Annotated in this window: 26 protein-coding genes, 1 tRNA gene and 1 pseudogene; 8 read left to right on the top strand and 20 right to left on the bottom strand. The window is 51.8% G+C overall.

The window, feature by feature from the left end; genetic code table 11:
- Positions 1-83: 83 nt before the first annotated feature.
- Entirely contained in the window at positions 84-1,160 is a 1,077-nt protein-coding gene (gene ompA / locus EL098_RS14640; protein ID WP_126356918.1) for a porin OmpA, read from the bottom strand.
- A 357-nt stretch (positions 1,161-1,517) separates the two neighbouring features.
- Complete coding sequence (gene sulA / locus EL098_RS14635) at positions 1,518-2,027, bottom strand: SOS-induced cell division inhibitor SulA (protein WP_126356917.1); 510 nt, start codon at positions 2,025-2,027, stop codon at positions 1,518-1,520.
- A gap of 217 nt (positions 2,028-2,244) precedes the next feature.
- On the opposite strand from sulA, the gene EL098_RS14630 reads away from it, so the two are divergent.
- The gene (locus EL098_RS14630) at positions 2,245-2,874 is read left to right on the top strand and encodes a TfoX/Sxy family DNA transformation protein (RefSeq protein WP_126356916.1); all 630 of its coding nucleotides are present in this window, start codon (positions 2,245-2,247) and stop codon (positions 2,872-2,874) included.
- Here EL098_RS14630 and yccS read toward each other — a convergent pair.
- Both yccS and EL098_RS14620 read right to left on the bottom strand, forming a co-directional pair.
- Complete coding sequence (gene yccS / locus EL098_RS14625; protein ID WP_126358463.1) at positions 2,859-4,997, bottom strand: YccS family putative transporter; 2,139 nt, start codon at positions 4,995-4,997, stop codon at positions 2,859-2,861. The genes EL098_RS14630 and yccS overlap by 16 nt on opposite strands.
- 12 nt (positions 4,998-5,009) lie before the next feature.
- Positions 5,010-5,456: a YccF domain-containing protein gene (locus tag EL098_RS14620; protein ID WP_126356915.1), complete on the bottom strand. Its 447-nt coding sequence runs from the start codon at positions 5,454-5,456 to the stop codon at positions 5,010-5,012.
- A 129-nt stretch (positions 5,457-5,585) separates the two neighbouring features.
- On the opposite strand from EL098_RS14620, the gene helD reads away from it, so the two are divergent.
- A complete protein-coding gene (gene helD, locus EL098_RS14615; protein WP_126356914.1) occupies positions 5,586-7,640 on the top strand; it encodes a DNA helicase IV in 2,055 nt (684 codons plus the stop codon).
- On the opposite strand, the gene mgsA is transcribed toward helD, so the two are convergent.
- Positions 7,641-8,099 carry a methylglyoxal synthase gene (mgsA, locus tag EL098_RS14610; protein ID WP_008461260.1) on the bottom strand — a complete coding sequence of 153 codons (459 nt, stop codon included), beginning with the start codon at positions 8,097-8,099 and terminating at the stop codon, positions 7,641-7,643. It abuts the gene before it with no gap.
- Positions 8,100-8,194: 95 nt separating this feature from the next.
- A complete protein-coding gene (locus EL098_RS14605) occupies positions 8,195-8,845 on the bottom strand; it encodes a DUF2057 family protein (protein ID WP_126356913.1) in 651 nt (216 codons plus the stop codon).
- Positions 8,846-9,013: 168 nt separating this feature from the next.
- On the opposite strand from EL098_RS14605, the gene EL098_RS14600 reads away from it, so the two are divergent.
- Positions 9,014-9,427 (top strand): CoA-binding protein, encoded by a 414-nt coding sequence (locus EL098_RS14600; RefSeq protein ID WP_126356912.1) that lies wholly within the window; start codon positions 9,014-9,016, stop codon positions 9,425-9,427.
- 29 nt (positions 9,428-9,456) lie between these two features.
- Here the strand turns inward: EL098_RS14600 and hspQ are convergent, their stop codons facing one another.
- Complete coding sequence (hspQ, locus tag EL098_RS14595) at positions 9,457-9,774, bottom strand: heat shock protein HspQ (RefSeq protein ID WP_038473914.1); 318 nt, start codon at positions 9,772-9,774, stop codon at positions 9,457-9,459.
- Positions 9,775-9,835: 61 nt separating this feature from the next.
- Complete coding sequence (gene rlmI / locus EL098_RS14590) at positions 9,836-11,026, bottom strand: 23S rRNA (cytosine(1962)-C(5))-methyltransferase RlmI (RefSeq protein ID WP_126356911.1); 1,191 nt, start codon at positions 11,024-11,026, stop codon at positions 9,836-9,838.
- A 163-nt stretch (positions 11,027-11,189) separates the two neighbouring features.
- Between rlmI and yccX the strand changes: the two genes are divergently transcribed.
- A complete protein-coding gene (gene yccX, locus EL098_RS14585; RefSeq protein ID WP_126356910.1) occupies positions 11,190-11,477 on the top strand; it encodes an acylphosphatase in 288 nt (95 codons plus the stop codon).
- Here the strand turns inward: yccX and tusE are convergent.
- The 6 genes from tusE to EL098_RS14555 form a co-directional block, all read right to left on the bottom strand.
- A complete protein-coding gene (gene tusE / locus EL098_RS14580) occupies positions 11,474-11,803 on the bottom strand; it encodes a sulfurtransferase TusE (RefSeq protein WP_126356909.1) in 330 nt (109 codons plus the stop codon). The two genes, yccX and tusE, sit on opposite strands and share 4 nt — an antisense overlap.
- A gap of 66 nt (positions 11,804-11,869) precedes the next feature.
- Complete coding sequence (locus tag EL098_RS14575) at positions 11,870-12,421, bottom strand: helix-turn-helix transcriptional regulator (RefSeq protein ID WP_126356908.1); 552 nt, start codon at positions 12,419-12,421, stop codon at positions 11,870-11,872.
- Between the two features lie 10 nt (positions 12,422-12,431).
- Complete coding sequence (locus tag EL098_RS14570; protein WP_164716876.1) at positions 12,432-13,595, bottom strand: CfaE/CblD family pilus tip adhesin; 1,164 nt, start codon at positions 13,593-13,595, stop codon at positions 12,432-12,434.
- 1 nt (position 13,596) lies between these two features.
- Positions 13,597-16,314, bottom strand: a complete 2,718-nt coding sequence (locus EL098_RS14565; RefSeq protein ID WP_126356907.1) for a TcfC E-set like domain-containing protein — start codon at positions 16,312-16,314, stop codon at positions 13,597-13,599.
- 73 nt (positions 16,315-16,387) lie between these two features.
- Entirely contained in the window at positions 16,388-16,903 is a 516-nt protein-coding gene (locus EL098_RS14560) for a CS1 type fimbrial major subunit (protein ID WP_126356906.1), read from the bottom strand.
- A 73-nt stretch (positions 16,904-16,976) separates the two neighbouring features.
- The gene (locus EL098_RS14555; RefSeq protein ID WP_164716874.1) at positions 16,977-17,720 is read right to left on the bottom strand and encodes a fimbrial protein; all 744 of its coding nucleotides are present in this window, start codon (positions 17,718-17,720) and stop codon (positions 16,977-16,979) included.
- A 307-nt stretch (positions 17,721-18,027) separates the two neighbouring features.
- On the opposite strand from EL098_RS14555, the gene EL098_RS14550 reads away from it, so the two are divergent.
- Positions 18,028-18,804 (top strand): winged helix-turn-helix domain-containing protein, encoded by a 777-nt coding sequence (locus EL098_RS14550; RefSeq protein ID WP_126356904.1) that lies wholly within the window; start codon positions 18,028-18,030, stop codon positions 18,802-18,804.
- Positions 18,794-19,270, top strand: coding sequence for a hypothetical protein (locus tag EL098_RS14545; RefSeq protein ID WP_126356903.1), 477 nt, complete (start codon positions 18,794-18,796; stop codon positions 19,268-19,270). The genes EL098_RS14550 and EL098_RS14545 overlap by 11 nt, the downstream gene beginning before the upstream one ends.
- A 56-nt stretch (positions 19,271-19,326) precedes the next feature.
- Here EL098_RS14545 and yccA read toward each other — a convergent pair whose 3' ends face one another.
- Positions 19,327-19,986: an FtsH protease modulator YccA gene (gene yccA / locus EL098_RS14540; protein ID WP_039291604.1), complete on the bottom strand. Its 660-nt coding sequence runs from the start codon at positions 19,984-19,986 to the stop codon at positions 19,327-19,329.
- A gap of 227 nt (positions 19,987-20,213) precedes the next feature.
- On the opposite strand from yccA, the gene EL098_RS14535 reads away from it, so the two are divergent.
- Positions 20,214-21,839 carry an ABC transporter substrate-binding protein gene (locus EL098_RS14535; protein ID WP_126356902.1) on the top strand — a complete coding sequence of 542 codons (1,626 nt, stop codon included), beginning with the start codon at positions 20,214-20,216 and terminating at the stop codon, positions 21,837-21,839.
- Between the two features lie 157 nt (positions 21,840-21,996).
- Positions 21,997-22,084: transfer RNA gene (locus EL098_RS14530), tRNA-Ser, on the top strand.
- 97 nt (positions 22,085-22,181) lie between these two features.
- On the opposite strand, the pseudogene EL098_RS14525 reads toward EL098_RS14530, so the two are convergent.
- The 5 genes and pseudogenes from EL098_RS14525 to EL098_RS14505 all read right to left on the bottom strand — a co-directional run bounded on the left by EL098_RS14525 (position 22,182) and on the right by EL098_RS14505 (position 26,403).
- A pseudogene (locus EL098_RS14525) lies at positions 22,182-23,215 on the bottom strand (tyrosine-type recombinase/integrase).
- Positions 23,216-23,501: 286 nt separating this feature from the next.
- Positions 23,502-25,535, bottom strand: a complete 2,034-nt coding sequence (locus tag EL098_RS14515; protein WP_126356901.1) for an exonuclease — start codon at positions 25,533-25,535, stop codon at positions 23,502-23,504.
- Between the two features lie 141 nt (positions 25,536-25,676).
- The gene (locus tag EL098_RS14510) at positions 25,677-26,021 is read right to left on the bottom strand and encodes an RrF2 family transcriptional regulator (protein ID WP_126356900.1); all 345 of its coding nucleotides are present in this window, start codon (positions 26,019-26,021) and stop codon (positions 25,677-25,679) included.
- Between the two features lie 45 nt (positions 26,022-26,066).
- On the bottom strand, positions 26,067-26,204 hold the full coding sequence (locus tag EL098_RS23225) for a hypothetical protein (protein WP_164716872.1): 138 nt from the start codon (positions 26,202-26,204) through the stop codon (positions 26,067-26,069).
- Between the two features lie 10 nt (positions 26,205-26,214).
- Positions 26,215-26,403 carry a hypothetical protein gene (locus EL098_RS14505; RefSeq protein WP_126356899.1) on the bottom strand — a complete coding sequence of 63 codons (189 nt, stop codon included), beginning with the start codon at positions 26,401-26,403 and terminating at the stop codon, positions 26,215-26,217.
- Positions 26,404-26,677 lie beyond the last annotated feature (274 nt).

Raw genomic sequence — 26,677 nt, 5'->3', positions numbered from 1 at the left:
AAAGGACGGTGATGAAAATATCGCTGTACCGTCGCCAATAAAAAACCCCGCCATGGCGGGGTTTTTATTCAAGGAAGGGTAACTTATGCCGCAGGTTGAGTTACAACTTCTTTGATACCTTTAACTTCGATCTCAACACGACGATCTGGAGCCAGGCAGTCGATCAGTTTAGCTTTAGGCGCTACTTTGTCACAGGTGTTGCCGGTAACTGGGTTAGCTTTGCCCATGCCACGTGGAGAGATTTTGTTCGCTGGGATACCTTTAGAGATCAGGTAATCAACAACGCTCTGTGCACGTTTTTCAGACAGTTTCAGGTTGTACTGCTCAGAACCGATACGGTCGGTGTAGCCCAGAACAACTACGGAACCGTCTTTCGGATCCAGGTTGCTCAGCTGGGTGTACAGCTGATCCAGTGCCTGCTGACCTTCTGGTTTCAGGGTAGCTTTGTTGAAGTTGAACAGAACGTCAGACTTCAGAGTGAAGTGTTTGGTCTGTACTTCTGGAGCTGGAGCTGGCGCTGGCGCTACAACTGGAGCAGCAGCTTCCTGCTGACCGAAGCGGTAGGAAACACCTACGCTCAGCATGCCGTTGTCTGGACGAGTGCCCACGGTCTGTGCATCACCGATGTTGTTAACCCACTGGTATTCCAGACGGGTAGCGATGTCACGGGTAACAGCCCACTCAACACCACCAGCGAATACTGGAGAAACACCGGTGTCGTGATCTTTCAGACGCTCACCGTTAACATTGTTCGCGGTGGAGTCTGCACGCCATACCATGCCGCCCAGACGGGTGTAGATGTCCAGATCGTCAGTGATTGGGTAACCCAGTTTAGCGGTCAGCTGCACGCCCTGAGCTTTGAAAGCACCGTTTTCTGGGGTGCCTTTGTAAGGCATACGGCCCAGCCAGTCATAACCCAGTTCGAAACCAACGTACGGGTTAACCTGGTAACCACCGAATGCACCAGCACCCAGTTGGCTTTCGTGGGTCGGACCACTGCCGATACCACGGTCGTAGCCGTTACCGTAGAAACCGGTGTCGTGGTACTGGGACCAGCCCAGTTTAGCACCAGTATACCAGGTGTTATCTTTCGGTGCGGCCTGCGCTACGGTAGCGAAGCCAGCCAGTGCCACTGCAATCGCGATAGCTGTCTTTTTCATTTTTTGCGCCTCATTATCATCCAAAAGGCCATGAGCTCTAAACCAATTTAAAGCCCAGGGTTAAATCCTTCGCCCGGGTTTATGCTCAATTGTTACTCTACCGATATATCGGTGTTATGAAGAGCAACCCTGGCGAGGTAAAGTCTACAACGTAGTTGAAAAGTTACAAGTGTGAAGTCCGTCAGGCATATGAAAAAAAACGACTTGCATACATATTTTTTTACAGAATGGACCGCTTTTTGACCGAGGGGTTCATCCATTGAACCCAGTAAAACCGCCATATGGCGGGTAATTTTGAGTCATGGCAGCGGATTATGTGGCGAGAGGAAAAAATTCCAGGATTTCTCCTAAATTTACTTAATGATACAAACTAGAATGAATTTTTAGGCCATTTCGTGGTCTTGAACCCGATGTCAGGCTGCTGAATGGGCGCATGATAAACCCCATTGCGTTCCCGGTTTCTGCCGCCATTGTTAACCGCAAATGTTCCTCATCTGTTAATTCTTCCGGCAGCCAGCCGATCACAACGCTGTAATTTCCCGTCTGCAAAGCTTTCACCATTGCGTCTACGGTGCAGAGAGGATCTAACTGACTTGCCTGCATCACTTTTGCCAGCGGCAACCCCGCCGCCTGCAGCCATTCACGGCTGAGCTTTTGCTGTGGCGTAAGCCAGAGCTGCCAGCGAGACTGTTGTCCCAACTGCTGTAATAAAGGTAGCAGAATAAGCTGCGTCACCCACGGGTTCTCTTCACTGTAGACCATTTCACTGATTAACCCCTGTGCGCTCTTATCGGCGAGCGGCCGGGCAGGGGAGTGCGCAGCGGCTGCAGTATGGCCAGGGTGAGTTTTCAAGTTAGCTATGTTCATAGTGAGTCCCGCCTGATGGGTTACTGTATGCATATACAGTAATGCCTGTGCGAGCAAAGATCAACCGGAATTTCGGAAAGCGCCTCGCATTTTCTTCATGTAAAACCGCAGCCGATGAAATTGTCGTTGCCATTATCTCCAACCTTACTTATTTTCAGGTATTAGGGGAGGCAGTAACCGCAAAGGCTATTTACTCGTTGATATATAAGGACATATTATGAAAGACGTTACGTTTCGTAGAATCCATAAATCACAGAAATATCTTTCCTCGCTGGGTAAAATCGGCTGTCGCCCGCTCTTCGGCGGTTACAGCCTGACGGTCGACGGCATCGTTTTTGCGATGGTCGCGGAAGGGGAGCTCTATTTGCGTGCCTGTGAACAGTGTGCGGATTATTTCGCCCAAAAATCTGCGCAGCCTCTCAGGTATAACAAACGCGGGCTGCCGGTAGCGCTGAATTATTACCGGGTTGATGAGGAGCTCTGGCAAGATCCCGACAAACTCATCCAGCTCTCTTCGCTGGCGTTGAGAAGCGCCCGGCGCGAGAAAAATCAGAGCATGGGGCGTTCACGCCGGCTTAAAGATCTTCCCAACCTTTCCCTGAATATTGAGGTCATGCTGCGTGATGTGGGGATCGGCGATCCCCAAACGCTGCAGCTCTTTGGCGCCAGGCGATCCTGGTTGAAACTGAGAAACACCAGGCGAAGCGTCGGCATTAAGGTGCTGCTGGCCCTTGAAGGGGCCATACATGGGGTACATGAAGCCGTGTTACCCGCGGACGTTCGTAACGAGCTGACTGAGTGGTGGCGCCGCTATGAACAGCGCCAACATCTTTACCGGGAGCACTGAGCAATGTGCTGCTGAAGACGAGATATTTCGGGCAGCAGGGCGACCAATAGACCCACCTGCTGCAACACCAGGGGTTCTTTTGTTTCTGCACGAGCTTCAAGCCGTGAGATGCGTGCAGAAAGCCCTGCAAGAGCCGTCTGCACGCGCTCTTCATCAACCGGTAGGTGGTGGAGTGCATCATCCACATAGCAAACGGCATCATCAAGCAGCATCAGCGTCTCACCGTGTTCGAGTTTCTCCCTGTGTGCACCCAGCGCAGAGATATAGCTGTTAAAGGAGTGATTCAGGCAGAGCAGGCGGAAGGCGGCTTCCCGCATCTCGTTTGAGACATTAGGTTCAGAGGACATATTGGATACCACTGAAGCAAGTTCGGCGTCTTTGTTATGGGCATCCCGCCGGGCGATACGGTACTCAAGGCGGTTATCGCGTCCCTGATGATACTGTTCAAGAATCGCATCAAGATAGCGGCAGTTGGCGTTGAAGGCGCGTTCAATGACCAGCGACAGGCGGCGGAATCGCCAGTCAGGCCAGATGAAACTGACTGCGGCCCAGGCTATGGCGCAGCCCAGCAGCGTATCGATAACGCGCGGGAGAGCCACTTCGAAACCTTCCCCAAGCAGGTTAAAGCACAGCAGGACCAGCAGCGTAATAAACATCGTGGCATGGGCGTACTGGACGTTACGAAAGGCGAAGAACAGAACGCCGGTAATGACAATCAGTATCAGCTGCCCCTCCAGGGATGGGACAAGCCAAAGTAACGGCAGGCCGACCGCCACCCCGACCAGTGTACCTATGATTCGCAGCGCCAGACGCCGCCGGGTCGCGCTGTAGTTCGGCTGGCAGACAAACAGGCTGGTGAGCAGTATCCAGTAGCCGTGCTGCAGGCCCGTAAACTGAATAAAAGCATAGCCGACGCATAACACCAGCGACATGCGCACCGCGTGGCGGAAGAGCGCCGATTCCGGCGTCAGGTTCAGCTTTAATCGCTGCCAGATATCACCGAAGCCGGTCAGTTTGTCGTCAGCAAGGCGGTTCTCCGGATCGCTTTGCGGCTCGGCAATAGCCTGTTCAGACTCAATATTTGCCAGCTGCGCATCAATGGCCCGCAGGTTGGTAATCAAAAAGCCCAGCGCTTTTATTTCTGTAGCGGTGGCGTGGCCTGCACGAATACGATCCAGCGCAGAATCAAGGTGGGTAAAAGCGCGTTCAAAACGCGGATCGTGCTGATAAGGGATGCGCAGCAGGATAGATCGGGAGAGCTGCTGGCAGGCCTGAGATTGCATAGTGAGCAGACGCTGGAAGCGGAACATCACGTCGCTGTAGCGGAATTTATCACGCAGGGCCTGATACTGAATATGGGACGAACTTGCCCGCTCGTGAATATCCTGGGCAACAAAATAATAGTGTAGCGTCCTGCGGGTTCCCCGTTGACCCCTGTCGCCCCGAAGACGCGTCAGTAATGAACTTTTGGTCTGGTTAAGCGTAGTGACTAGCTGACTGTTAGCCATCGTCAGCTGCAGCATCGGGGCCTGGTTTTCGTCTTCAATATCTGGATCAAACAAGGTCGCTTTAATTTCCAGAAAGTTTGCGAGGCTTTCATAGCAGCGCGCCAGGTTGTCCTGCAGGGGACGAATGGGGAATATTAAATGGCCTGTTAGGGTCAGCAGGTTGTACCACATGGCCCCCGCCAGCAGGTACAGCGGCTGTTGATACCAGTGCTCGTACAGGGAAATGCCGAGCATGGTGTAAATGGCAATCAGCAGTGCACCGAAGGCAATGGTGGCATAGCGCTGGCCTAAGCCTCCGAGAAGGATAAACCCACTGGTAGAAACCGTTAAACCTAGTGCAAACAGCCATGGCCAGGGAAACAGCAGTTCAACTGACGCGGAAGCGATAAAAAAGCTGACCAGGGTTATCAGTAAATTGCGCAGCCTCCCGCTGACGCGGTCATCCAGATCGGCCAGCGCCGCAGCGACAACGCCGAGCGTGAGGGGAATAGTCAGCTTTATTTCACCGAGCCACCACGGCAGCGCTACCGTTCCCGTCAGGGCGATAAAGATACGCAGGTTATAAAGCCAGGCGCTGTTCCAGGTATAGCGGCGTACAAGTGGGCTTAAGGTCAGCACAAATGCTCCTTACTGGAAACGACGACGCGCGTTAGCTTCACGCGCCGCACGCGCCACTTCAACCGGCACAACCCGGCGGCCAACGGGCCATAATGCGATGGCCGCAATCTTGAAGTTAGCAATGCCTACCGGGATCCCAATAATAGTGATGCACTGCGCTATCCCCGCCAGAATATGCATAATGCACAGCCACCAGCCGAAGAAGATCAGCCACAGTATATTCAGCAACGTGCCGCCGGTATTCATCAGCGCGTTTTTGCCCTCAGGATTAAGTTCATCAACATGAATCGCTTCGTTTCCGTAAGGCACAAAGGAGAGTTTAGTGATTTCCCAGCAGGATCGGGTGAGCGGCAGGGTGAAGATCAGCACAATGCTTACAAGCGTGGCAAATAACCAGGAGAGGGTCGTCAAAAAGCCCCCCAGCACGAAGTTCAGAACATTTAATACGGTACGCATAGCGGGGCTTCCCTTGCAGAAAAATAAAGAATGATTAACCGCAGCAATTGTAACGCGTTTTTACTCTGGAGCGTCATTCCATCGGCAGTTAAACTTGGGGCATAACTCCCCATCGGATCGGGCAACGTAATGGAACTCAAAGCAACTTCTCTCGGCAAGCATCTGGCGCAGCACCCTTACAATCGGGTCAGGCTGCTGGCGGCCGGCGTTGAGGTCAAGGGCGAACGCCACGAATATCTTATCCCATTCAATCAGTTAATCGCGATCAACTGCAAGCGCGGCCTGGTCTGGGGCGAGCTGGAGTTCGTGCTTCCTGATGACAAAGTCGTCCGTCTGCATGGCACGGAATGGGCGGAAACCCAGCGCTTTTTCCACCATCTTAATTCTCTCTGGCTGAACTGGAGTACGGAGATGAGTGAGGTTGCCGCTGAAGTCCTTGCCGCTCAGCGAGAAGAGATAATAAAGCGCACCCGCAAGGAGGTATGGTTCAGGCGTAGCGATATGCAGGCGTTGCAGGATAATCTTCGCGCCGCCATCGCTGCACTCCCGTTACCCCACGTCCGTCTAAGTGAATTCGAAAACTGCCGGGAAGCCTGGGCAATATGTAAAGCCTGGCTTGAACAGGGTGAAGAGCGTCGGCATCAGCGGAACAGCGCTTATACCGAGCGTATGCTGGAAAAATATGCTGCTTTCTTTGAACAGGTAGAGAGTTCCCCGCTGAATCCGTCGCAGGCGCGCGCGGTGGTTAATGGTGAGGATTCGCTGCTGGTACTGGCCGGTGCTGGCAGCGGTAAAACTTCGGTGCTGGTGGCCCGGGCGGGTTGGCTGTTACAGCGCGGTGAAGCTACGGAAGATCAAATCCTGCTGTTGGCATTTGGCCGCCAGGCCGCGCAGGAAATGGATGAGCGTATTGCCAGCCGACTGAATACCGAGGCGATTTCCGCCAGAACGTTCCACTCGCTAGCGCTGCATATTATTCAGCAGGGCAGCAAAAAGGTGCCTCGGGTGAGTGAGCTTGAGAGTGATACCGCCGCGCGACATCAGTTACTTATCGAGAGCTGGCAGCAGCAGTGCCGGGAAAAGAAGGCGATGGCGAAGGGCTGGCGGCAGTGGCTTAGTGAAGAGCTTGAGTGGGATATCCCCGAAGGCGAGTACTGGCAGGATAAACGCCTGGCGAAACGGCTTGCCAGCCGACTTGACCGTTGGCTGGGCCTGATGCGAATGCACGGTGGCTCTCAGGCAGAAATGATAGACAGCGCGCCTGAAGAGGTTCGGGAGCTTTTCACTAAACGTATTAAGCTGATGGCGCCGTTGCTGAAAAGCTGGAAAGGAGCGCTGAAGGCGGAAGATGCCGTTGATTTTTCCGGCCTGATTCACCAGGCGATTAATGTGCTTGAGAAAGGGCGCTTTATCAGCCCGTGGAAGCATATTCTGGTCGATGAGTTCCAGGATATTTCTCCGCAGCGTGCCGCCCTGTTAGCGGCTTTACGGCGGCAGAATTCGCACACCTCTCTGTACGCCGTGGGTGATGACTGGCAGGCGATTTACCGTTTTAGCGGTGCAGAAATGACGTTAACTACCGCCTTTAGCCACCATTTTGGGGAGGGGGATAGCTGTGCGCTGGACACCACCTATCGCTTTAACGATCGCATCGGCGAGATAGCCAACGGGTTTGTGCAGCAGAACCCTTACCAGCTGCGTAAGCCACTGAATAGCCTGACCAAAGGTGACAAAAAGGCCGTTACCCTGCTTGCGGATGACAAACTCGATGATTTGCTGGACAAGCTAAGCGGCTACGCGCTGCCCGAACAGCGTATTCTGGTGCTGGCGCGCTACCATCATTTGCGGCCAGCCTGTCTGGAAATAGCGGCCACGCGCTGGCCAAAGCTCAATATCGACTTTATGACCATCCACGCCAGCAAAGGGCAGCAGGCGGACTACGTGATTATTCTTGGGCTGCAGGAAGGCAAAGACGGATTTCCTGCCCCAGCGCGGGAGTCCATCATGGAACAGGCCCTCCTGCCGCAGCCTGAGGATTTCCCGGATGCAGAGGAGAGGCGTTTGCTTTATGTGGCGCTGACCCGCGCACGCCATCGCGTCTGGCTTATGTTTAACAAACACGAGCCTTCCGTATTTGTTGATGCGCTCAAGCGGCTGGGCGTGCCTGCGGCGAACCGCCCCTGATCACTTCAGGCGTTCGTTCAGATAGCGTTGGTAGTCAGGAATAAGAATATCGACGCTTTCATTGAAGCCCGGAGAGTGGATGATGAAGTCGGCGGTGGAGAGGTTGGTGGCGACCGGGATATTCCAGACGGTTGCCAGGCGCAGCAGGGCTTTAACGTCAGGATCGTGAGGAACAGCGTTAAGCGGATCCCAGAAGAAAATCAGTACGTCAATTTTGCCTTCGGAAATTAAGGCCCCTACCTGCTGATCGCCGCCCATCGGGCCGCTGAGCATGGCGTTGACCTCAAGGCCTGTTGCCCGCTGAATCAAATTTCCCGTTGTTCCGGTGGCGTACAGCGTGTGGTTGGCAAGCGTTGCTTTGTGGCGCTGCACCCACTTTAAAAGCGCATCCTTACAATGATCGTGGGCAACCAGTGCGATGTGTTTTTTTACCGCAAGGGTGCGGGTCGTTAATTCCATGGTCTTTTCCTGGGCAGTTTTAGGCTGGGAACAGATTACTAAAAGCGCCCGCGGCTGCAAGTGCAGGGGGGCAAAAAAGCGAGCTGCCTCCAGGCTTACGGCGCGGGCGTCTCATTTACCCAGCGCAAGAAGCGTGCCCGTGTCGACTTATCAGCCTGGCTGTACCAGTATTTCAGCCGCTGTTCCGTTAGGGTTTCTGACGCTGGCGGCGGGGAGTCAGGACTGGCTGTGGCAACGCTCTGAGCCTCTTCACAATCGTTCACAAGGGCGAACTCGAGCATCGAGGCCTTTTTTCCTGATGTATTGTAGCGCCGTGTCTCTTCTTCATAATCTGTAGCAGTAGGGTCTGGATTCGTCTCCAGAACGTCGGTGCGAACGGGAACTGGCCGACCATGACCATCCCGCAGCTTGATTTGAGGGAAGGTGACGGGATGCCCGACCTCCTCAGGCGAAAGGACAATGTTGATCTGGTCTAACGCTTTACTATCAAAATTGATCACCAGCGATGAGGATCGCCCCTGAAGTAGGCTCCGGGGAGACGTTCGACCTTTTTTTTCCGCCTTCAGGACTAGCTGGTGCGGCCCGTTATCTATTTCAATGCTGTCTGCGCCTTTCAACAGAGAGCTGGAGACTTTTTTACCATCCAGCACCAGCAGGTCGACCTCCGGCGGAAGGCGCAGCGTGGTCCCCCATACCAGGGCCGGCATCATCACTATCAACGCTGCAATCGGCAGACCGGCTCTCATTTTACTCTCCCTGATGAGTAGGCTGGGCAGATGTTTCAAAACTTTGCCCTTACATCTTCTATTAACATATAGACATATTTCAAGAAATTGCTCACCTGAGTTTCTGGTGCAAAGATGGCCGGGCGGCTGGCTTTGACTTACACTTCAAACAACATCCAGGGGGGCGCTATGAAACAAAGTGATATCGAAAATATCCTGAAAACGACTCGTACCATCGCGCTGGTGGGGGCGAGTGACAAACCCGATCGTCCGAGCTATCGGGTGATGGATTATCTGTTAAAACAGGGCTATGAGGTGATTCCCGTCTCGCCGAAGGTGGCGGGGAAAACGCTGCTGGGGCAGCAGGGCTACGCCACGCTTGCGGATGTGCCGAAGAAAATTGATATGGTTGATGTATTCCGCAACTCTGAGGCAGCGTGGGGCGTGGCGCAGGAGGCCATCGCGGTTGGGGCGAAAACGCTGTGGTTGCAGCTTGGCGTGATTAACGAGCAGGCCGCGGTGCTGGCTCAGAATGCAGGGCTAAACGTCGTTATGGATAAATGCCCGGCGATTGAAATTCCCCGGCTTGGGCTGGCTAAATAAGGAAAACCCCGCAGAAGCGGGGTTTTTTATCAGTTACGCAGGCGTGGGGCCTGAAGCTGCTGGCGTATCGAGGCAGCCAGTTCATCCATTGACGGCTGTTCAGGGTGCTCGTCGTCATCTTCAGAACTGAGCTGGGCTTCGGCGAGATAGGTATGGATCGCCTGGCCGTCATCATCTTCCATCACCACATGATACCAGGGTGCGGCGCGAAGCGCGCTATTGTCGGCCAGATCGTCTTCCTGTGGCTCATCGAGCGAATACTCAGGGTCAATGTCGACCACTACGCCCAGATAACCCAGCAAAGAGTGGCGAACCTGCTGGCCAATACCGTATTTGCTGGCAATCATAGTCACCTCCCGGAAATATTACTCTGCATAGTGATATGCGGGCAATTTTCCCCTTTTCAAGCTACATGACTCGACAGGCAAACCCCTTCAGATACAGCCCTTCCGGGTAGGTTGCGATCACCGGGTGATCGGCCGCCTGACGGAACTGCTCTATAAATTGTACATCACGTCCGGCATCTACGGCGGCGTCGGCGATGATTTTCTGGAATAAATCTGTGGTCATCAGCCCGGAGCAGGAGAAGGTCATCAGAATGCCGCCGGGGTTCAATAACTGAATGGCTAACATATTGATATCTTTGTAACCCCTGCAGGCACCCGCCAGCTGGTTTTTGTTTTCAACAAACTTAGGCGGATCCATAACGATGACGTCGAACTTTTCGCCCCGATCGCGGTATTTACGCAGCAGTTTAAACACGTCGTCACGCAGGAACTCGGCTTTGCTGAGGTCAAGTTTGTTCAGCTCAACGTTTTGTCTGGCAATATCCAGCGCGTCCTGCGAGGTATCCACGCTTACCACCTGGCTGCAGTTACCCATCAGCGCAGAAACGGCAAAACCGCCGGTGTAGGAGAAGCAGTTCAGTACGCGCTTATTCTCAACGTAACGGCGGGTTGCGAAACGGCTGTCGCGCTGGTCGAGGTAATAGCCGGTTTTATGCCCGCCCTGAATATCTACCAGCAGCTTCATGCCGTGTTCTTCAATTGGCAGCAGGGCCGGAGGTAGCTCACCGCTCACCGGCCCCTGAGTCATTGCCATACCTTCTTTCTTACGCACGGTCACATCTGAACGATCGTAGATAGAGCACTCAGGATAGAGAGACTGCAGAGCCGCAACCAGCGCCGGACGCTGGTACTCTGCGCCTGCGGACAACAGCTGCAGCACCAGGAAGTTGCCAAACCGGTCGATGGTCACGCCAGGTAAACCGTCAGATTCACCGGCAATCAGGCGATAGCTGTCCAGCCCGTCACGCTTAGCCAGCCAGTCTCTCCACTCCTGCGCCTGCTGCAGGCGGCGGGTGAAGAAGGCGATATCAATGCTTTCGTCCTGATTGAAGGTCCAGACGCGGGCGCGGATCTGTGATTCAGGGGAGAAGGCGGCGCGGGCGAGCCATTTGCCCTGGCTGTCCACCACATCCACCGTTTCACCGAGATTGGCTTTGCCTTCCAGACGCGCGACCGCGCCGGAGAACACCCATGGATGACGGCGCAATAACGACTTCTCACGCCCTTTGGCTAACACTAAACGTACGCTCATAATTTATTTGCTGCTTTGCTAAGAAATGGGCGCCATTTTCCGGGTTAGGGTAGCTAATTGCAATTTATTCGCGTGAAAAGCCTCACTGTGCGGGATGCCTGCAAAGAAAAAACGGTGTGGTTTGTTACACTGAGAGCAAGTTGAGCGTCAGGGGGAGGCAAAGATGAACTCAGACAAGCAGTGTGTAAAATGTTGGGTGCACGGCATGGTGCAGGGCGTGGGCTTTCGTTACAGCACGCAGCGTGAAGCAGAAAAGCTCGGCTTAACCGGCTATGCGCGCAACCTTGATGATGGCAGCGTTGAAGTGGTGGCCTGCGGTGAGATCGGGCAGGTTGAAAAACTGCTGGCCTGGCTGAAAGCTGGTGGTCCACGCAGCGCTCGGGTTGATAAAGTTCTGACTGAACCGCATCAACCCGAGCGCGAGTGGGTCAATTTTGGTATTCGCTACTAGATACACTTCACCGGTTTTGGCAGGCCTGCAATTTTTGTGGCCTGCTTGGCCGGGCCTTTGGGGAACAGACGATAAAGGTAGCGGCTGTTGCCTTTCTCTTCGCCGAACTTGTTCGCCATGGCCTTAACCAGCATGCGAATGGCCGGGGAGGTATTAAACTCCAGGTAAAAGTCGCGCACAAAGCGAACCACTTCCCAGTGTTCAGGGGAAAGCGTTATGCCCTCATTTTCCGCTATTTTCTCCGCCAGCGGCTCACTCCAGAGCGTGGTATCTTTCAGATAGCCTTCACTGTCGGTCTCGATTTCTTTGCCTGCAAAAATGAACATAATTTTCTGTGCCGTAAAAAATTCGTCAGCAGTGTAGCGAATAACCCCAACTTGATAAACCACCTGCTAAAGAAGTAACTGCAGTAAATTGTCGACATTCAGCTTCTTTAGTGCGCTGCATTTGTGTGTCGAGACACGCTTTTCCGATATGTGCATCACTCTGGCAATATGGCGTACCGGTCTCCCCGTGAGCATAAGATCAAGCACGCGGAATTCTATCTCAGTCAGGCTACATTCAGGCCTGCGTAAGCGGCGTGGGTCTTTGGTCAGCAGCCTGGCGGCCTCTGTCACGGCCATTCTGTCGTCGGTAATATAAATCGTTAACGAAGAAAAACGATCACGCAGATGCGCTGCCAGCGCCCAGCCTTTTTCATTACAGATTAAATAAAGGCTGCCCTGCCAGCGCGCGGCCTCAAGCCTGAGTAAAATATCAATCAGTACGTGATGCGGTGCCGTGAGGGAAAAACGACAGCGGATAACGAGGACCCGATGGCAAAGCAGCATGGGCAGCCAGCGGACTGCATCGCTTTGTACCCTGGCGTTGGCGCTTCGTTGCAGCAGGGCATAGCACAATCCTTCGGCATAAAAGCGGTTATTATCGAGAATAGCGTAACTCACAGTGGCCTCGTCATAACGTACTGGGGGTATAAATAACGCGAAGTGTGCCGGTGTAATCCCCTGCATTTTTGCTGCTACTGGCAAAAGCAGGCGTGTTCAGGATGATGGGCGCGGGAATGCATAGCACGTTTTCACGAGTGCCGGGCAGTACAACCTGGCGCAGATACTGCGGATCGTTCGCACCCTGCCATACCAGCGTTTTGCCGTTCGCGACGTTCTCCGTTGCGCCTGTGATTGGATTGGTCACAGAAATCTGATAATCAAGACGATCTCGTGCATCGGTCTGGCTTCCGCCACGCCGTCGGATTGAGAATGCGCCTTCGGTTCGTCCGGTAGCGGCAAGCCCATCGTCTTCAAAGCGGAGGAACGCGCGCGTGCTGGTGTTGTTATTGCCGTCAAACAGGCACATATCCACGGTGTTTTTCCCTTTGATCTCACTCCCGCCGGGCCGTCCCGGGAAGTTGGTCAGGTTGAGGTTAACAATAGGCGTTGAGTGCGGGAATGCCGGTAGATAAATCTGCTGATTGCCCGGATCGACTACCTCTATACGAATATTTGCCTGCCAGTTGGCGAGGGTGCCAAATGACGGGCAGCCGATATTCAAATCATTTCCATTCCCATTCCCGCCGCAGGGGCCACCTCCCCACTGACGTAGGTTTTGCTTAAGCGTGGCGGTCCAGATACCCGCCGTGGTGAGTTTAGCCAGTTCGCTTTTTACGATATAAAAATCGAAATAGGGTTCTCTGCTCCAATCCGAAGCAGTGCTTGAACCGACCGTGCCATAGCTGGCATAGAGAAAGTTATTATCTTTTAAAAACATGTGTTTTTCGCCGTACACATTGATATCCACAGTTTTTTTACTGAGCATATGTGTGAATCGTAGCGGGATGGAATGAGGCGGTGGCGGGCTTAGCCAGACCGGGGCATCCATGCAGGCACCGTAGGTGGAGTCGGTGCGAGACAAACAGGTCAGGGTATTTCGCCCCCACTTTTGTGGATCGGCGCTATCGTAGCCGCCCGACTCATGAAACCAGATGTCAAAGCGTGCAGGGGGCATCGCGCGGTCGTAGCTAATCCCTACGCTAGTGTTTCTTCCGGCAGGGGCGCCCGCCAGAGTATGGCCTGCACACAGGCCCATGGTTAAGAACAGTAAAATAAGGATGGATTTATTCACATTATTTTCCTTTCGCGAGGTTTTCAGCATTCATTACTGTCAGACCCGCTGGCTCCGAACGTCCTGCGAGTATCAGTCGTGCATGCTGCTGGACGGACTGCGGAAGGGCAGAGAAGGTGAGTTCCCGACAAGGGATTGAACCGACGTAATGCACCACATCGCGTATACTCTTCACGTCCAGTTCGCATCGATAAAATTGCTGCTGACGTACCAGATAAAGGTTATGCAACAAGGCATTGCTGTGGGCGCTGAACCCGCCGTTACCAAGATCGCTCCAGCCGTTCACGTTCAGCGGCATTCCGCCGATAAACGGTGAATGACGCTCATCGGTTAGCTGGCCGAGCCAGGTGTAGCTGGCGGTAGTTTGAATGTCCCGATGCAGCATTTTGCCCGGCACCATAAACAGCGTTCTGCTGCCCGATCCCTGCGTAATTTCACTGCTGACGCCTTGGGAAATATTTAGCGATTCGTTAACCGTCAGCGTGGTTTGCTGATAGCCAGGCACCGCGAATAGGGCGCGGCTATTTGCCGGAATGTCCGCGCTGCCGCCGTTATCCAGCGACACGGTGACATGACCACCTTGGGAATTTTCAGGCGTGGCAACCTGCACGGCGACCGCAGACGCAGGACGACCATCACTCCAGCGGCCCAGCCACAGCCCCGAGCGCGATAGCGCAGCGGTTGAGCTGTAATTGCCGCTGCTGCTCAGGGTGTGCTGTCGAACTTGTCGATCCCAGGTATCGCTTACCGTAAGGCTCCCATTACCATATCGTCCGCCCTGTCGCGTATAAATCGAAGTATTCAGCGAATCACTGTTAATACCTGATGCGCTCAGGCCATACTCATTCTCGCCGCGTGCATCGGCATACCAGTTGTGCGCTACGTTATAGCTCAGCTGATTTTTTTCACGCTGCTGGCGCTGCCAGCTCGCGCCAAGAGAGGTATAGCTTGAAGCATTGCCCTGACGGTGATGGGCAAGTGAAATGCTCACGCTCAGATAGCCGCCTTTATCCTTGCCTTCACGTGAATCATCCTGCCGCATGAACAGGTTAATGCTGTTGTTGATGTTCATACCTCGAGCGCCGAAAGCATTGCTCAGGCCACCCTGCCAGGCTCGTGTACGTGAGCGGGTCATATAGACAGATTCCCAGGGCAAACCGGCGCTGTAGCGCTCGTCATGGTCCGGTAGCTCCCGGCGAGAGACGTAACGTCCTTCGTTGCGGTTGTCCGAATACCCAAGGCTTGCGTACCAGCTGCCAATGGGGACAGAGAACATCACCGAGAGACTATGATAACAGCCATTCACCGCGTCGAATCCCGCATTGCGGGTATTGCAGTTGTCTGCTGATAACGCGTTGCGATAGAAGCTCGTGGAAAAACCGTCGTTGTAGCTTATTTGCTGAATATTGCCGCGTTGGCCTTCGCTGCCGTAAAGGTAGCTAAACCGGGTACTCAGTACGCCGTCGATCGGGCCCGTGTTGAATCCCCGACTCCAGTCGAGCGCATTTTCCAGGAAACGCTGGTTTTTTTTTATCGTAGCACCGCTGGTCAGCGCCAGCGTCTGGGTGACGGGCAGGCGCATACCCACCTGAGCAACCGCCTTGCGTTGTTCGCCTGAATCGTTATTATCCGTTTCACCCGCTTGCAGAAACCATTCGACGCGGTCAAATGGCGTAATGCCCGTTCGGGTAAACGGCACCTGCTCGGTGCGTGTCAGCCGGTTATTTTCATAGACCGATAGCGTCACGGTATAGCTTCCGTCCGGGAAAGAGCGCGTATCCAGGTTCTGCGCCCCGGCATTCAGGTAAAAACTGGCCAGCAGCTGATTGCCCCGGCGCGCGTCAATGCGGGCATCATGAGAAAGCAGCACGGTAACAGGGGTGGCTCTGGACTCTTGAACCGGGTTTATCCATGCTCTTGTTGAGCCCGTACGAAGCCCGCGTATTTTACCCAACGGAAGCTGGCTGAGATTAATATTTCCTCCGGCGTTGCTGAACAGATCGCGAGTATCCATCTCTCCCAGTTGGACATAATATTGTCGCCATAAGTCCTGGCGGAACCAGGCATTGTTAGCGGTTATCGCTTGTTGTTGCTGGTGCTTTGAACGTTGCCCAAGCCAGGTCCAGTCGAGGTTGAGATAGCCGTTCTCAGTGATAGCCAGGGCGCCATTGCCCTGAACGGTTGCCGACTGGTAATCGCGGTCGGCAACAAAGTTGATATTTTGCTGATGAATTAGCGCATTTTCAGTGCCCAGTGCGGGCTGATACCATTGGTTTTCCGTGGCCGGTTTTGGCAGGAATTTTTTGTCCAAAAACAGGCTGATACGGGCAGTGTTTTCGTCATAAATTATGGCCGCGCGCTGGGTGTCGATATAGTCGCATCCCGGCGCTGAGTTGTTGCTGCTGCAAGCCAGGTTGCCGTTACGGGCAAGCGGGACGGCCAGTGCGGCAGAGACAGTGACTATTAGGGCGGGGTCGTCATTAAACTGGCGTCTAATGGCTGCGACCACATTTTCCGGCGTGACAAAGCTCACTGTTTCAAGATTGACATCCGTTTCAAAAAGGCCAAGTGATTCGCCGTACAGGCTGACTTCTGTCCACAGGCGCTGCGTTTTCGCGAGGTCTTCAAAACCTGCAGGAACGGTTATCGCAGCACAGGCGAGTTGGATGGATGCAGGCAACAAAGCAGCAAAGAGGAGAGTATTTCTGTGAAGCACCATGAACAAGCCTCGATATCATCCTAACGTCAGAGGGTAAATCCCCTCTGACGTTAATCCTTAAGATGTTGTGGTGTTACTTACCTGACTCTGGATCCGGAGTGGTGGTGGCCTGAGTCAGCATCAGGCTGACAACGCCGCTGTACTGACCGGTTTTTAGAGCGCCTTTTGTGGTCTGGGAAATGGTCATTGGCAGTACCGCAGAACCATTTTCAATGTTGCCCGGAAACAGTTCGGTTCCGGTAAATTCGACATCTGCGGTGGTCAGGGTTTTATCACCCAGCCTCACGGTCAGCGGTACGGATTCAGCACCCTCGCTGTTGCTCAACTTTGCTGCGCTAACCAGGCGTGCTTTAACGTTGCTGGCAGCGGAGTTCGACCAGATTTTGGTATTCACGCGGTAGCTTTCCAGACCACGACCAGGCAGGTACTGCATATCGATACTGGCTGGTAAAGGCGTATTATCGGCCTGAGTTATATCCAGTTCTGGATCGACGCTGGCGTTGACGGTAATATCTTTTTGAACCGCCAGTACGTTAACAGATGTGGCCATCGCGGCAGCAATCATCAGGGGATTAATATATTTACGCATTGATATCTCCATATTTAAAAATAAAAGGCATGGCTCTTGAAAAAATAATTTATATTTTTTCAGTGGTGTCGTGTTATTTCACGACGGGTAAGTTCGCTTCTTCAATGGTTTTTTTTACCCAGTTGAAGTAGCGAAATTTATATTTTTTATCTTGATTCTCTGTAAGTGTTTTCAATTTTCGTTCGGTATCCGGGTAAATTGTGGCGTCTTCTTTCACCCATTTACACAATACATCTGTGTGACAAATACCTATCTCCCTGAGCGGCACACGTAACGTGCCGCTGTTTTTTAGTGTCCCGCGTTCGGGATCGAGAGAGAGTGAAACTACGCTTTTTTCTGGAGCGAGATGCACGAGCGCCCCCCAAATTACGTTGACTCCTAATTTTGCAGTCGCTCCGGATTCTTCTGAATGGCCTGGAATTATGCTGTCAGGTTGTTTTACGCTCTCAAAATAAACACGCCAGGTGGTCTCCTTTGCCGGCGGCATAAGGGATACGAGCCGAACCACGCGCATTGCGCCAGCAGATAGGGCGAATTTTTCGGGCGTGACGACTACGCCTCCTTCCTTCCAGGAAGCCACATCAATTTCTTTTTCTTCAGGTGTTCCAGGATTAAGAATTTTCTTTTGCCTCACCCGAATGAATTGAATATCATCTGTTTTAGATGCCACTTTTATTTGCGCCGTACCGGAACTGTCCACGTTAAGTTCCATCGGATACACGCTCATATTGGCCATTGCCATTTCTGAGAAAAATGACAATGGCAGCGCGGCGAGATAAAACGCGGTTGTCATCTTCACACTCTTTTTCTGTCTCACTTTCAATCCGCCTGGTCTGAGTTCATTCACGGCGCGTTAACGCCAGCACACCCTCTGCTTTCGTATCGCTTTAGGACAGGGAAACTTTAACCAGAACAGCAGCTTGAGGGAAATTGTATTGATTAACTCATTATATATAGTTTTTTATCCTGTTTTTTTTGGTTTAGTATTGTTTAGTTAATTGAAAATACCGCGACCTGGGATGAGAACAAGGTTTCTTCTGATGAAAAAGTAAACGCTTCAGGAGGTGATTTTCTTGTCGATGTACCAGGGGTTAAAAACATGCGGTAACAGCTGAGAGTAAAAGATGTTTTTTGTATGCAATAATTCGTTGTTATTTGATCCTGAAGCACGCGCCATAAGTCTTATCGGACAACCAGAATCCGTATTAATCCTTTCGGTACCAGCCGCACGTCTTTTACAGGAATTTATTCGTCATAAAGGCCGCGCTCTCAGTCGGGAGGAATTGATTACGCGGGTCTGGGAAGAATTTGGTTTTACGCCATCAGGAAATAACCTCAACAAAGCGATCAGCGAATTACGTAAAGTATTTCAGAAGCTTGATGAGCATCATGATTATATTCTTACCGTGCCGCGTTATGGATTTCGTTTCGACACCGAGGTGAGTTGTCAGCCGAGAGAAAAGGAGCAAGCCGCCATTTTACAGCCACAACAGCCGCCATCTGTCGCAGTGACATCCGCGAGAAGTTGGCGAATATCCTCCCTAAAAGGATGGATTATATTGGCGGTATTCACGACGGCGTCGCTGGACTTAGGTCCGTTTTTTAGCTGGCCTGATGAGATAATTGTCCCGACAAAGCTCAAAACCGTTGAGGAAAAAATAGCCGGCTGCAGAATATGGCTAATTAACGAGTCTGATCGACCGCTGGAGTTATCGAAAGTGGCTGAGCTACTCAGGAAAAATGACGTGCCATGCGAGCGCAAGGAATACAATATTTATTACTTCAGCACCCATTTTTCTCTTAACGCTGCCGATGAGGTGTTTATTGGTGCCTGTCCGTTGAAACAAACTAGCCTCTGTAAGACTATTCGTTTTAAAAATGGGACGAAGAATGAAAATTAAACTTCTGTTCGGGCTGGGCGGCGTGCTGGCTGGTGGGGCACTGGCATTTTTTTTATTTTCAAGTGAAGTCGGCAAGCGAAATGCGCTGGCCTGCAGTACTGAATATAGTTTCACACGCAATGAGGGAGAAGCAAGTGAGGTGCGGGTGAATACTATAGCCCAGTTCTATTTCCATCGGGATGGAACCGGCTTGATCACTCATAAAGGTGCAGCAAAAGCTGAGGGTCGAAACCTGATAGTTGACAGGGATATCGATTTTACATGGGAGCAACGGGATGATGATAAAGTGATTGTGTTGAGCTACGGCAAGACCTGGCGTCGGTATAATGACAATACACCTGATGCTCAATGGGGAGGTTTCGCCCTTCCTGGCGTCCGTTATTATATCACTATTTCTGAACTTTCACCTTCCGTGTGGCTGATTAAGGACCGGCTCTATCCAGCCTATATTTGCCGGGGGAATTAAGAGACAAAAAAGGAGAATACCTCAGGCATTCTCCTTTTTATTGTTAGCGAGATAATTTAATCGCGGCTGGCAAAACCAAGGATGCTCAGCAGGCTAACGAAGATGTTGTAAAGAGAAACATACAGGCTTACGGTCGCGCGGATGTAGTTGGTTTCACCGCCGCGGATGATGTTGCTGGTCTCAAACAGGATGGCACCTGAGGAGATCAGGATAAATACCGCGCTAATCGCCAGGTGCAGAGCCGGGAGCTGCAGGAAGATGTTAGCCACCATACCAATCAGCACAACCACCACGCCCGCCATCAGCATACCACCCAGAAAGGACATGTCTTTACGGGTTGTCAGCACATACGCGGAGCAGCTAAAGAACACTAGTGCGGTACCGCCCAACGCCAGGCCAATAACGTCGCCCATGCCGGCAGACAGATAGGCATTCAGCATCGGCCCCAGGATATAGCCAAGGAAGCCGGTAAAGGCGAATGCAGACAGAATGCCGACGGGTTTGTCAGCGGTTTTGTAGGTCAGGAACATCAGGCCATACATACCGACCAGCGTCAGAATTAGCCCAGGAGAAGGCAGCATCAATACGGTGCTGGCGGTTGCCGTCAACGCTGAAAACGCCAGCGTTAAGCTCAGCAGGAAATAGGTATTACGTAGCACCTTGTGGGTGCTGAGCAGTGACGAACGGTCACGCGAAGAGGTAATAATGCGATCCATTCTAAAACTCTCTCTTTTACAGGTGTTTTATGGTGATGAGCATAACGCCCGCCTTTATTAGACAAAAGCCTTTTTACCCATCTTTACCTCGTGCAGTTTATCACATTGTACAAAATTAATGCCATAACACCCACTTATAGGTGGCTGAAAAGTATTGCTTTATTACCTAAAGCCGACTAAGAGTGTTAGCCGTACCGTCGTTAAATAACATCAATAAGGCGTAGGTCATGAAAGCAAACAACAACACATTTTCAAAATCATTGATTGCTCTGGGTCTGCTCAGCGCTATTTCCAGCGCATGGGCAGCAGACGTTCCGCCAGGAACCGAGCTTGCAGCCAAACAGGAGCTGGTGCGTAACAACGGCAGTGAACCGGCATCGCTGGATCCTCACAAAGTGGAGAGCGACGTTGAAAGTAATATTATCGGCGACTTTTTTGACGGGCTGATTGCCGTAGACAACAACGGTAAGATCCAGCCTCGTCTGGCGGATAAATGGGAGGAAAAAGATAACATCGTCTGGACCTTCCATCTTCGTCCGGGCATTAAATGGTCCAACGGTGAACCTATTACCGCGCAGGACGTGGTCTGGAGCTGGAAACGCCTGGTCGATCCAAAAACAGCCTCACCTTATGCCAGCTACCCGGGCAGTATGCATATTGAAAATGCTGCAGATATTGCATTAGGCAAAAAGCCAGTAGATAGTCTCGGAGTGAAAGCGCTGGATGCCAGTACGTTGCAGGTAACGCTCAGCCAGCCGACGGCTGCCTTCCTGTTAATGCTGGGGCATACCTCGATGGTGCCGGTGAGCGAAGCGGTGGTTGAGAAGTTCGGAGATAAATGGACCCAACCGGAAAATTTCGTGAGCAGCGGCGCATATAAGCTGTCGCAGTGGGTGGTCAACGAAAAATTGGTGGGGGAACGTAATAAGCAAAACTGGGACGATGCCCGTACTGTTATTAATAAGGTGACCTATTTACCGATTGCTTCCCCGACATCTGATGTTAACCGCTACAAAGCAGGGGAGATCGATATTACGTCGACCATTCCACAAACCCTGTTTGCTTCTTTGAAAGAGTCGATTCCCAATCAGGTTCATATCACGCCTTACCTGTCTACTTACTATTACGAATTCAATACCACCAAAGCGCCGTTTAATGACCCTCGCGTTCGCCTTGCGCTGAATCTGGCTCTGGACAAAGACATTATTGCCGACAAAGTCCTGGCACAGGGGCAGAGACCTGCATGGATTGTTAGCCAACCCCAAATTGGTGGAATAGAGCTTAAAAACCCTGACTACGCCAGTTGGAGCCACGAAAAACGTGTAGCTGAAGCGAAGAAGCTATTGGAGGCCGCCGGGTTTAATGCCTCACATCCTTTGACCTTTAACCTGCTGTATAACACCTCTGAATCGCACCAGCGTATCGCTATTGCCGCCAGCTCTATGTGGCAAAAAAATCTCGGAGTGAATGCTAAGCTGCAAAACCAGGAATGGAAAACCATGCTGGATACCATGCATAACGGCACCTTTGATGTCGTTCGCTATGCCTGGATTGCTGACTATGACGATGCGGCATCCTTCCTGGATAACTTCCGTTCCGGCAATAGTGAAAATACTTCTAAGTACAGCAATCCGGCTTACGACGAACTGCTGGTGAAGGCTTCGAAAGCTGAAACACTCGAGGAACGAGGAAAGTATTATCAACAGGCGGAGGATTTACTGGCCAAAGACGTACCGGCTGTACCGGTATATCATTATGTTTTGGCCCAGTTGGTGAAGCCGTATGTGGGAGGCTATGCTCCGAGCAGTCTGGGTAAATATCTCACCCGCGATATGTACATCAAAAAGCACTAATGCCGATGCTGCCCTCGATGGAGGGCAGAAAAAGCGGCTTGAAACTGAGCAGGTTGCTGCTGTTTCAGGCAAATAAAACAAATATGATGAAATTTCAGGCGATTGAACAAAATCGTGCTTTACATGAAGTATGGGTATGTTTATAGTTCGCCTCGTTGGAAGTGTGGCCGAGCGGTTGAAGGCACCGGTCTTGAAAACCGGCGACCCGAAAGGGTTCCAGAGTTCGAATCTCTGCGCTTCCGCCAACATTCTAAGGGGTTGCCGAAAGGCGACCCCTTTTGTTTTTGGGGTGTTGGTATATTGTTGGTATATTCACTTGGTATATTCTTGCCTTTAGCCCCCTCATTTCTCCTCTTTTTTGCTCAGTACCGGTGCCGCGAGTGTTGGTGAAATTTTCACTTTTCGGTCATACGTTGTCACCTGACTTTCCGTTTTGTGGCCAGAGAAAAGTTGCTTGTCTCTGCTGCTCCCTTCGTAATCTGAAATAGCTTTCGCTTTTATATCGTGAAACGTCCGAGGGACGCTGCGACCCAACTTCATAGCTGCAGCTTTCTTTGCCTTGTTCCACCAGGTGTTGAACGTTTTCTTATTCATAGCGCCGCCTGATGGCCCAGGAATCAGAAAGCCGGCCGCAGATCTTCCGGACAACTTCTCAATAGCCAGATCAACCGCCGCTCTAAGGCGAGGGGACCACTGCTTGATCTGTTTTTTGCCGGTTTTGTTCTGCTCAATAAAAATTCTTTCATGCCTGACATCTACGATCCGCAGATCCAGAACATCATCCTCGCGCGCTGCGCAAAGATATGAAATCTCCATGGCCACCTGAATCTCTGGGGCGGCGCGCTCATACACAGCAAGGTAATCTTCATCGGGGATATAAACGTCCCTGTCGATGAGAGTGAATTTCCGGATCCCCTTACAGGGATTGCCCTTCACATACCCTCGCTCAAAACCCCAGCCAAATACGCGGGACATGCTGGCGACTTCCTGTTTGGCCTGATTTTTACTGCTCATCCCGCGCTTATCCATGAAAATACGAACTTGCTCTATCCGAATGTCGTCGGCTTTCATTTTGCCGAACACGGCCAGTAGTTGCTTCTGATGCTGGTGGTAGTCCTGCTGCGTTCGTGGCGCCAGCTCGGTGAATGCAGGGCTTTCGATAAACATGCCCCACAATTTGGCAAAGGTCATAACGTCATGGCGCTTGGCCTTTTCCTCTTCATACCTTTGCCAGAGTTTTGATATCGGTGTTTCACGTATTTTCCCCAGGCAAATACTTAGCTTGGTGCCTTTTGGTTTCCAGACATAGCTGTACTTATTTTTGATACCCGCGGTGGAAGGTGGGTATCTTTCGGATCTTTTCTTGGCCTGCCCATAGATAGCGTCGAAGTCCGGCTCTGTTGCAACATATTCGTCAACCTTTGGTAGTTCGGTGGTCCCTGGCAAAATATTTCTGCGCAATACGATTGGGCGATTCCGTCCATCTGTTGTGAATGGAATGCCGTGACAGCGCAGCTGACGCTGCTGCTGCGTATAACGCATATACCCGGTGATTTCCTGAATCTCCTGAGGTGACAGCGTAAGTTCATGCATAGGTCATCCCCTGATGACCAGCCAGAAAAAGGTTATCTGGCTGGCGCGCTCAATATTGAATAAGGAAAATCAGTTTTTAATCAGCTGCTGCCAGATGGCAGAAACGTACTTAACCTGGTGCCGGGCATCACTCAGGGCGTTATGCTGATCACCTTCAAAAGGGATTTCATAACGAGGATTAATGCCAATGGCCTTGCCCAGTTCGACGATTGTTCTCACATCTCGATCGTTCCAAAATTCCCAGAGAGCAGGGATGCCGGTACGCCTGTAAGAGCGCCGTAGCAGGACATTGTCGTATGTAGCGCCATTCCCCCATAGCTGAACGCTGGCAGGGCCATTTGCGGCGTTTTCGCAGATAAATTCGTTGAGCTGTAATAGGGCGTCATCCAGAGGTATGGCATCGTCCACCAGAATTGCAGAGCGAGATTCCGCGGACTGTTTCAGCCACCAAAGAATTCTATCTGCGTCCGGCTGGCCGCCGAATCCCATGGAAGAACCAAGACTGATGACTTTGTAAAACTCACTTCCCATCCCGCCGGTTTCAGGATTGAAAAACACTGCGCCAATGGAAACGATCGGAGCATCAGGGTTGGAGCCAAAACATTCCAGGTCAACCATGAGATGAGTGAATAGCTGCGTTTCGGTGCTCTCATTACGATGAACGGTATCGTTATTCAGGGCATTTGTTTCCTGATTAACCGCAACATGGCTTTCAGTTGAGTGAATTGCTTTTTCGCCAGGCTGAATTTCAGAATCAGTTTTGGTTTCATGGTTGTTAGCTTCTTCCACCGGCACATTGTTTGTATTCTCCGCAGCAGTATCCTTAGAAGGGGCATTAAACAGAGCAGTGGCATCGAAAATACCGGCTCCGACTTTTATCAGTTGGGCTGGCGGCTGCTTGCTTTCTGTGTACTGCTGATCAGCATTCTCACCGTTTTCTTCCACGACTGCGGGCGAAATAAAATAGTGTTGAATGGAGTTCCAGCGCTCTTCGCTATTTGGTTTCCCGTCATCTGGCATGAATTTAATCTCAAGCAGATTTTTGGCTACGTGACTCGTCAATGCTGGGATTGAATGCAGCACCTCTGTTGGTGCATTACGAATCAGGACAAAAATTGTGCCGCGGGAAAAGTCCAGAATGCCTGGCGACTTGCGAAGAACGGCGCTCCATGTTTTCCATGGTTCTTCTTTGTTGGTGATAATTTCCTTAGCCCGGCGAACAACCCCTGCCGGGAATTCGTAGATGTTGAAATCCATAGGTAGGGTTGCTGCCGCGATTTCAATATCAAGAACATCCAGGGAAGGGGCAAGATCCGTGTTGCGGTCAGTTTTTATCTGTCCACCTGCATTGGTTCCGGCATCAGTCCTGATCATGTTCTCCTGTTCGCTTTTAACGGAATGGATGGCAGCAGGCTGTGGCGCAGACTTTGCCTTCCATTTTTCAATGACGTCAGCCCGGTGGTTACCGCGGCCGGCTGAATTATCATTCAGGGCTTCGATCCATTCCTTTGAGAACGCCAGAACGTGAGACAACTCAGGAGTCTTTCCATCCAGTGGCCAGATAAGCTTGATAGCCTCAAGGAGGGTATGGCGTATATGGTTGTGGCACTGCTTTAGAGGCTCAATGGAATTAACCGCCAGAATGACATTCTGGAGATAGTTATTGTCCATATCCATCTGGGCCTTGATTGCGGCCGCTCGCTCTTCTGGCGTTGCTGTAAACATGCCTCCGATCCAGAAATGAGCGAGTTCGACGCTGAGACCCATTTTGTAACTTTCAATAGCGTCGCTTAGCTCCTCCGCTTCTTCGTCGTCAACTGCAGCCGTTTGAATCAACTGCCAGGTTCTGCCGTCTTCCGCCAGCTCGTAACGCTTGCACCAATCGAAATCGACAGTGCCTTCCTCCGGAAGATCATCGAAAACAGGGAAATCAGTCCTGACTGGCTTGTTGTAATCGTGGCCGCGGCCGGTTTCTATACCGGCATCTTCCAGGGCCACATCAAGCATCAGGTTTGCGCGAGCTTCGGTTTTTGCTGTCTGCCAGTGGATGGCATCAGGCTTGCCTGATTTTTGAGTTGCTTTGATTAAATTAAAGAATTCCATATCGGGGCCTCTTTTTTGGATGTAAGATACCCGCAGCCAGTGATTGCCGCTTTTGGGTAGTGGTCATTGGTCAAAACTCGATTCCGGAAAGCTTTGGTCGGCTGACCGGGTACTTAACCCGCCTTGCGCGGGTTTTGTGCTTTATGGGGCTGCTGATTGACTCTTTGCCAGCTCAGACAGCAGCACACCATCCAGAGCGGTCAAAACGGGTTTAAAGGTATCGCTATTGGGGATCTTGCTGACTGCGCGGATGACTTCTGAAACTGAAATATCACCAGCGCGGGGCGCATAACCACCGCCTGGGCCTCGTTGAGAAACAACGAGCTTTCCGGCGCGCAGCTTATTGAAAATCTGCTCGAGGTAAGAGGTGGAAAGATTCGCCTCTTTGCTAAGTGTGGTCAGGGCCACGAACGAACCGTTTAAGATGCGTTGTAGTGCCGCCATTGCGTGAACAGATGCCATCACGCGCTTCATGCCAAATTCCATAATCACATTCCTCGGCCAGGCAGGCCATTGGTCAAAACTCGATGTTTAACGTACTGCAGGCTGTTGGTCGGCAGCCGGGTTACCCTTCTGGGCCAGGATGTAACAGAGCTTACGGAGCATCACCTCAAAAACATTCAGACGGGTAGCCTGGTGTGCTGCTGGTTTACGTGCGAAATCAATCATGCTTTTCTCCTTACCAAACCTCCGGCCAGCCTCTTATGACGGCGGCCACGCCAATCTCCGATGATTTATCGTCAGGATTTAATCTGCGATGCTGTCCATCTGCGATCCTGTCTGCGTCCTTCCAGTCCTCCGCCATAACGCGATAAGTGCGATAACCACCATCGCCGCTAATGACTACGGTGAATTGTTTCTTAGCCATGAATCCTCTCTCTTTGCCCTTATCGCCAGGCTGGCGGAACGGTACTGCCTGCTGCGCATTTCAATGTGTCATCTCATCCGGTGTTTCGTATGCCGCCGGCAGCTACTTCGTGGGCTCCCTGCCTGGATGACGCTGGTTGAGCTAAGTAAACTACATCTTTACCGCATGGTCAAGTCATGGTGATTTTATTGGTCAGCCTTAGGTTGACTTCATTTAAAAAAGAGGCTCGAAAAAATGCGGGATACTTAATTCAGACGAAAAAAAACCGGCTATT

Origin of the sequence: Cedecea lapagei (assembly GCF_900635955.1) — a bacterium.
Taxonomy (GTDB): domain Bacteria; phylum Pseudomonadota; class Gammaproteobacteria; order Enterobacterales; family Enterobacteriaceae; genus Cedecea; species Cedecea lapagei.
This window is presented reverse-complemented; position numbering and strand designations above follow the sequence as displayed.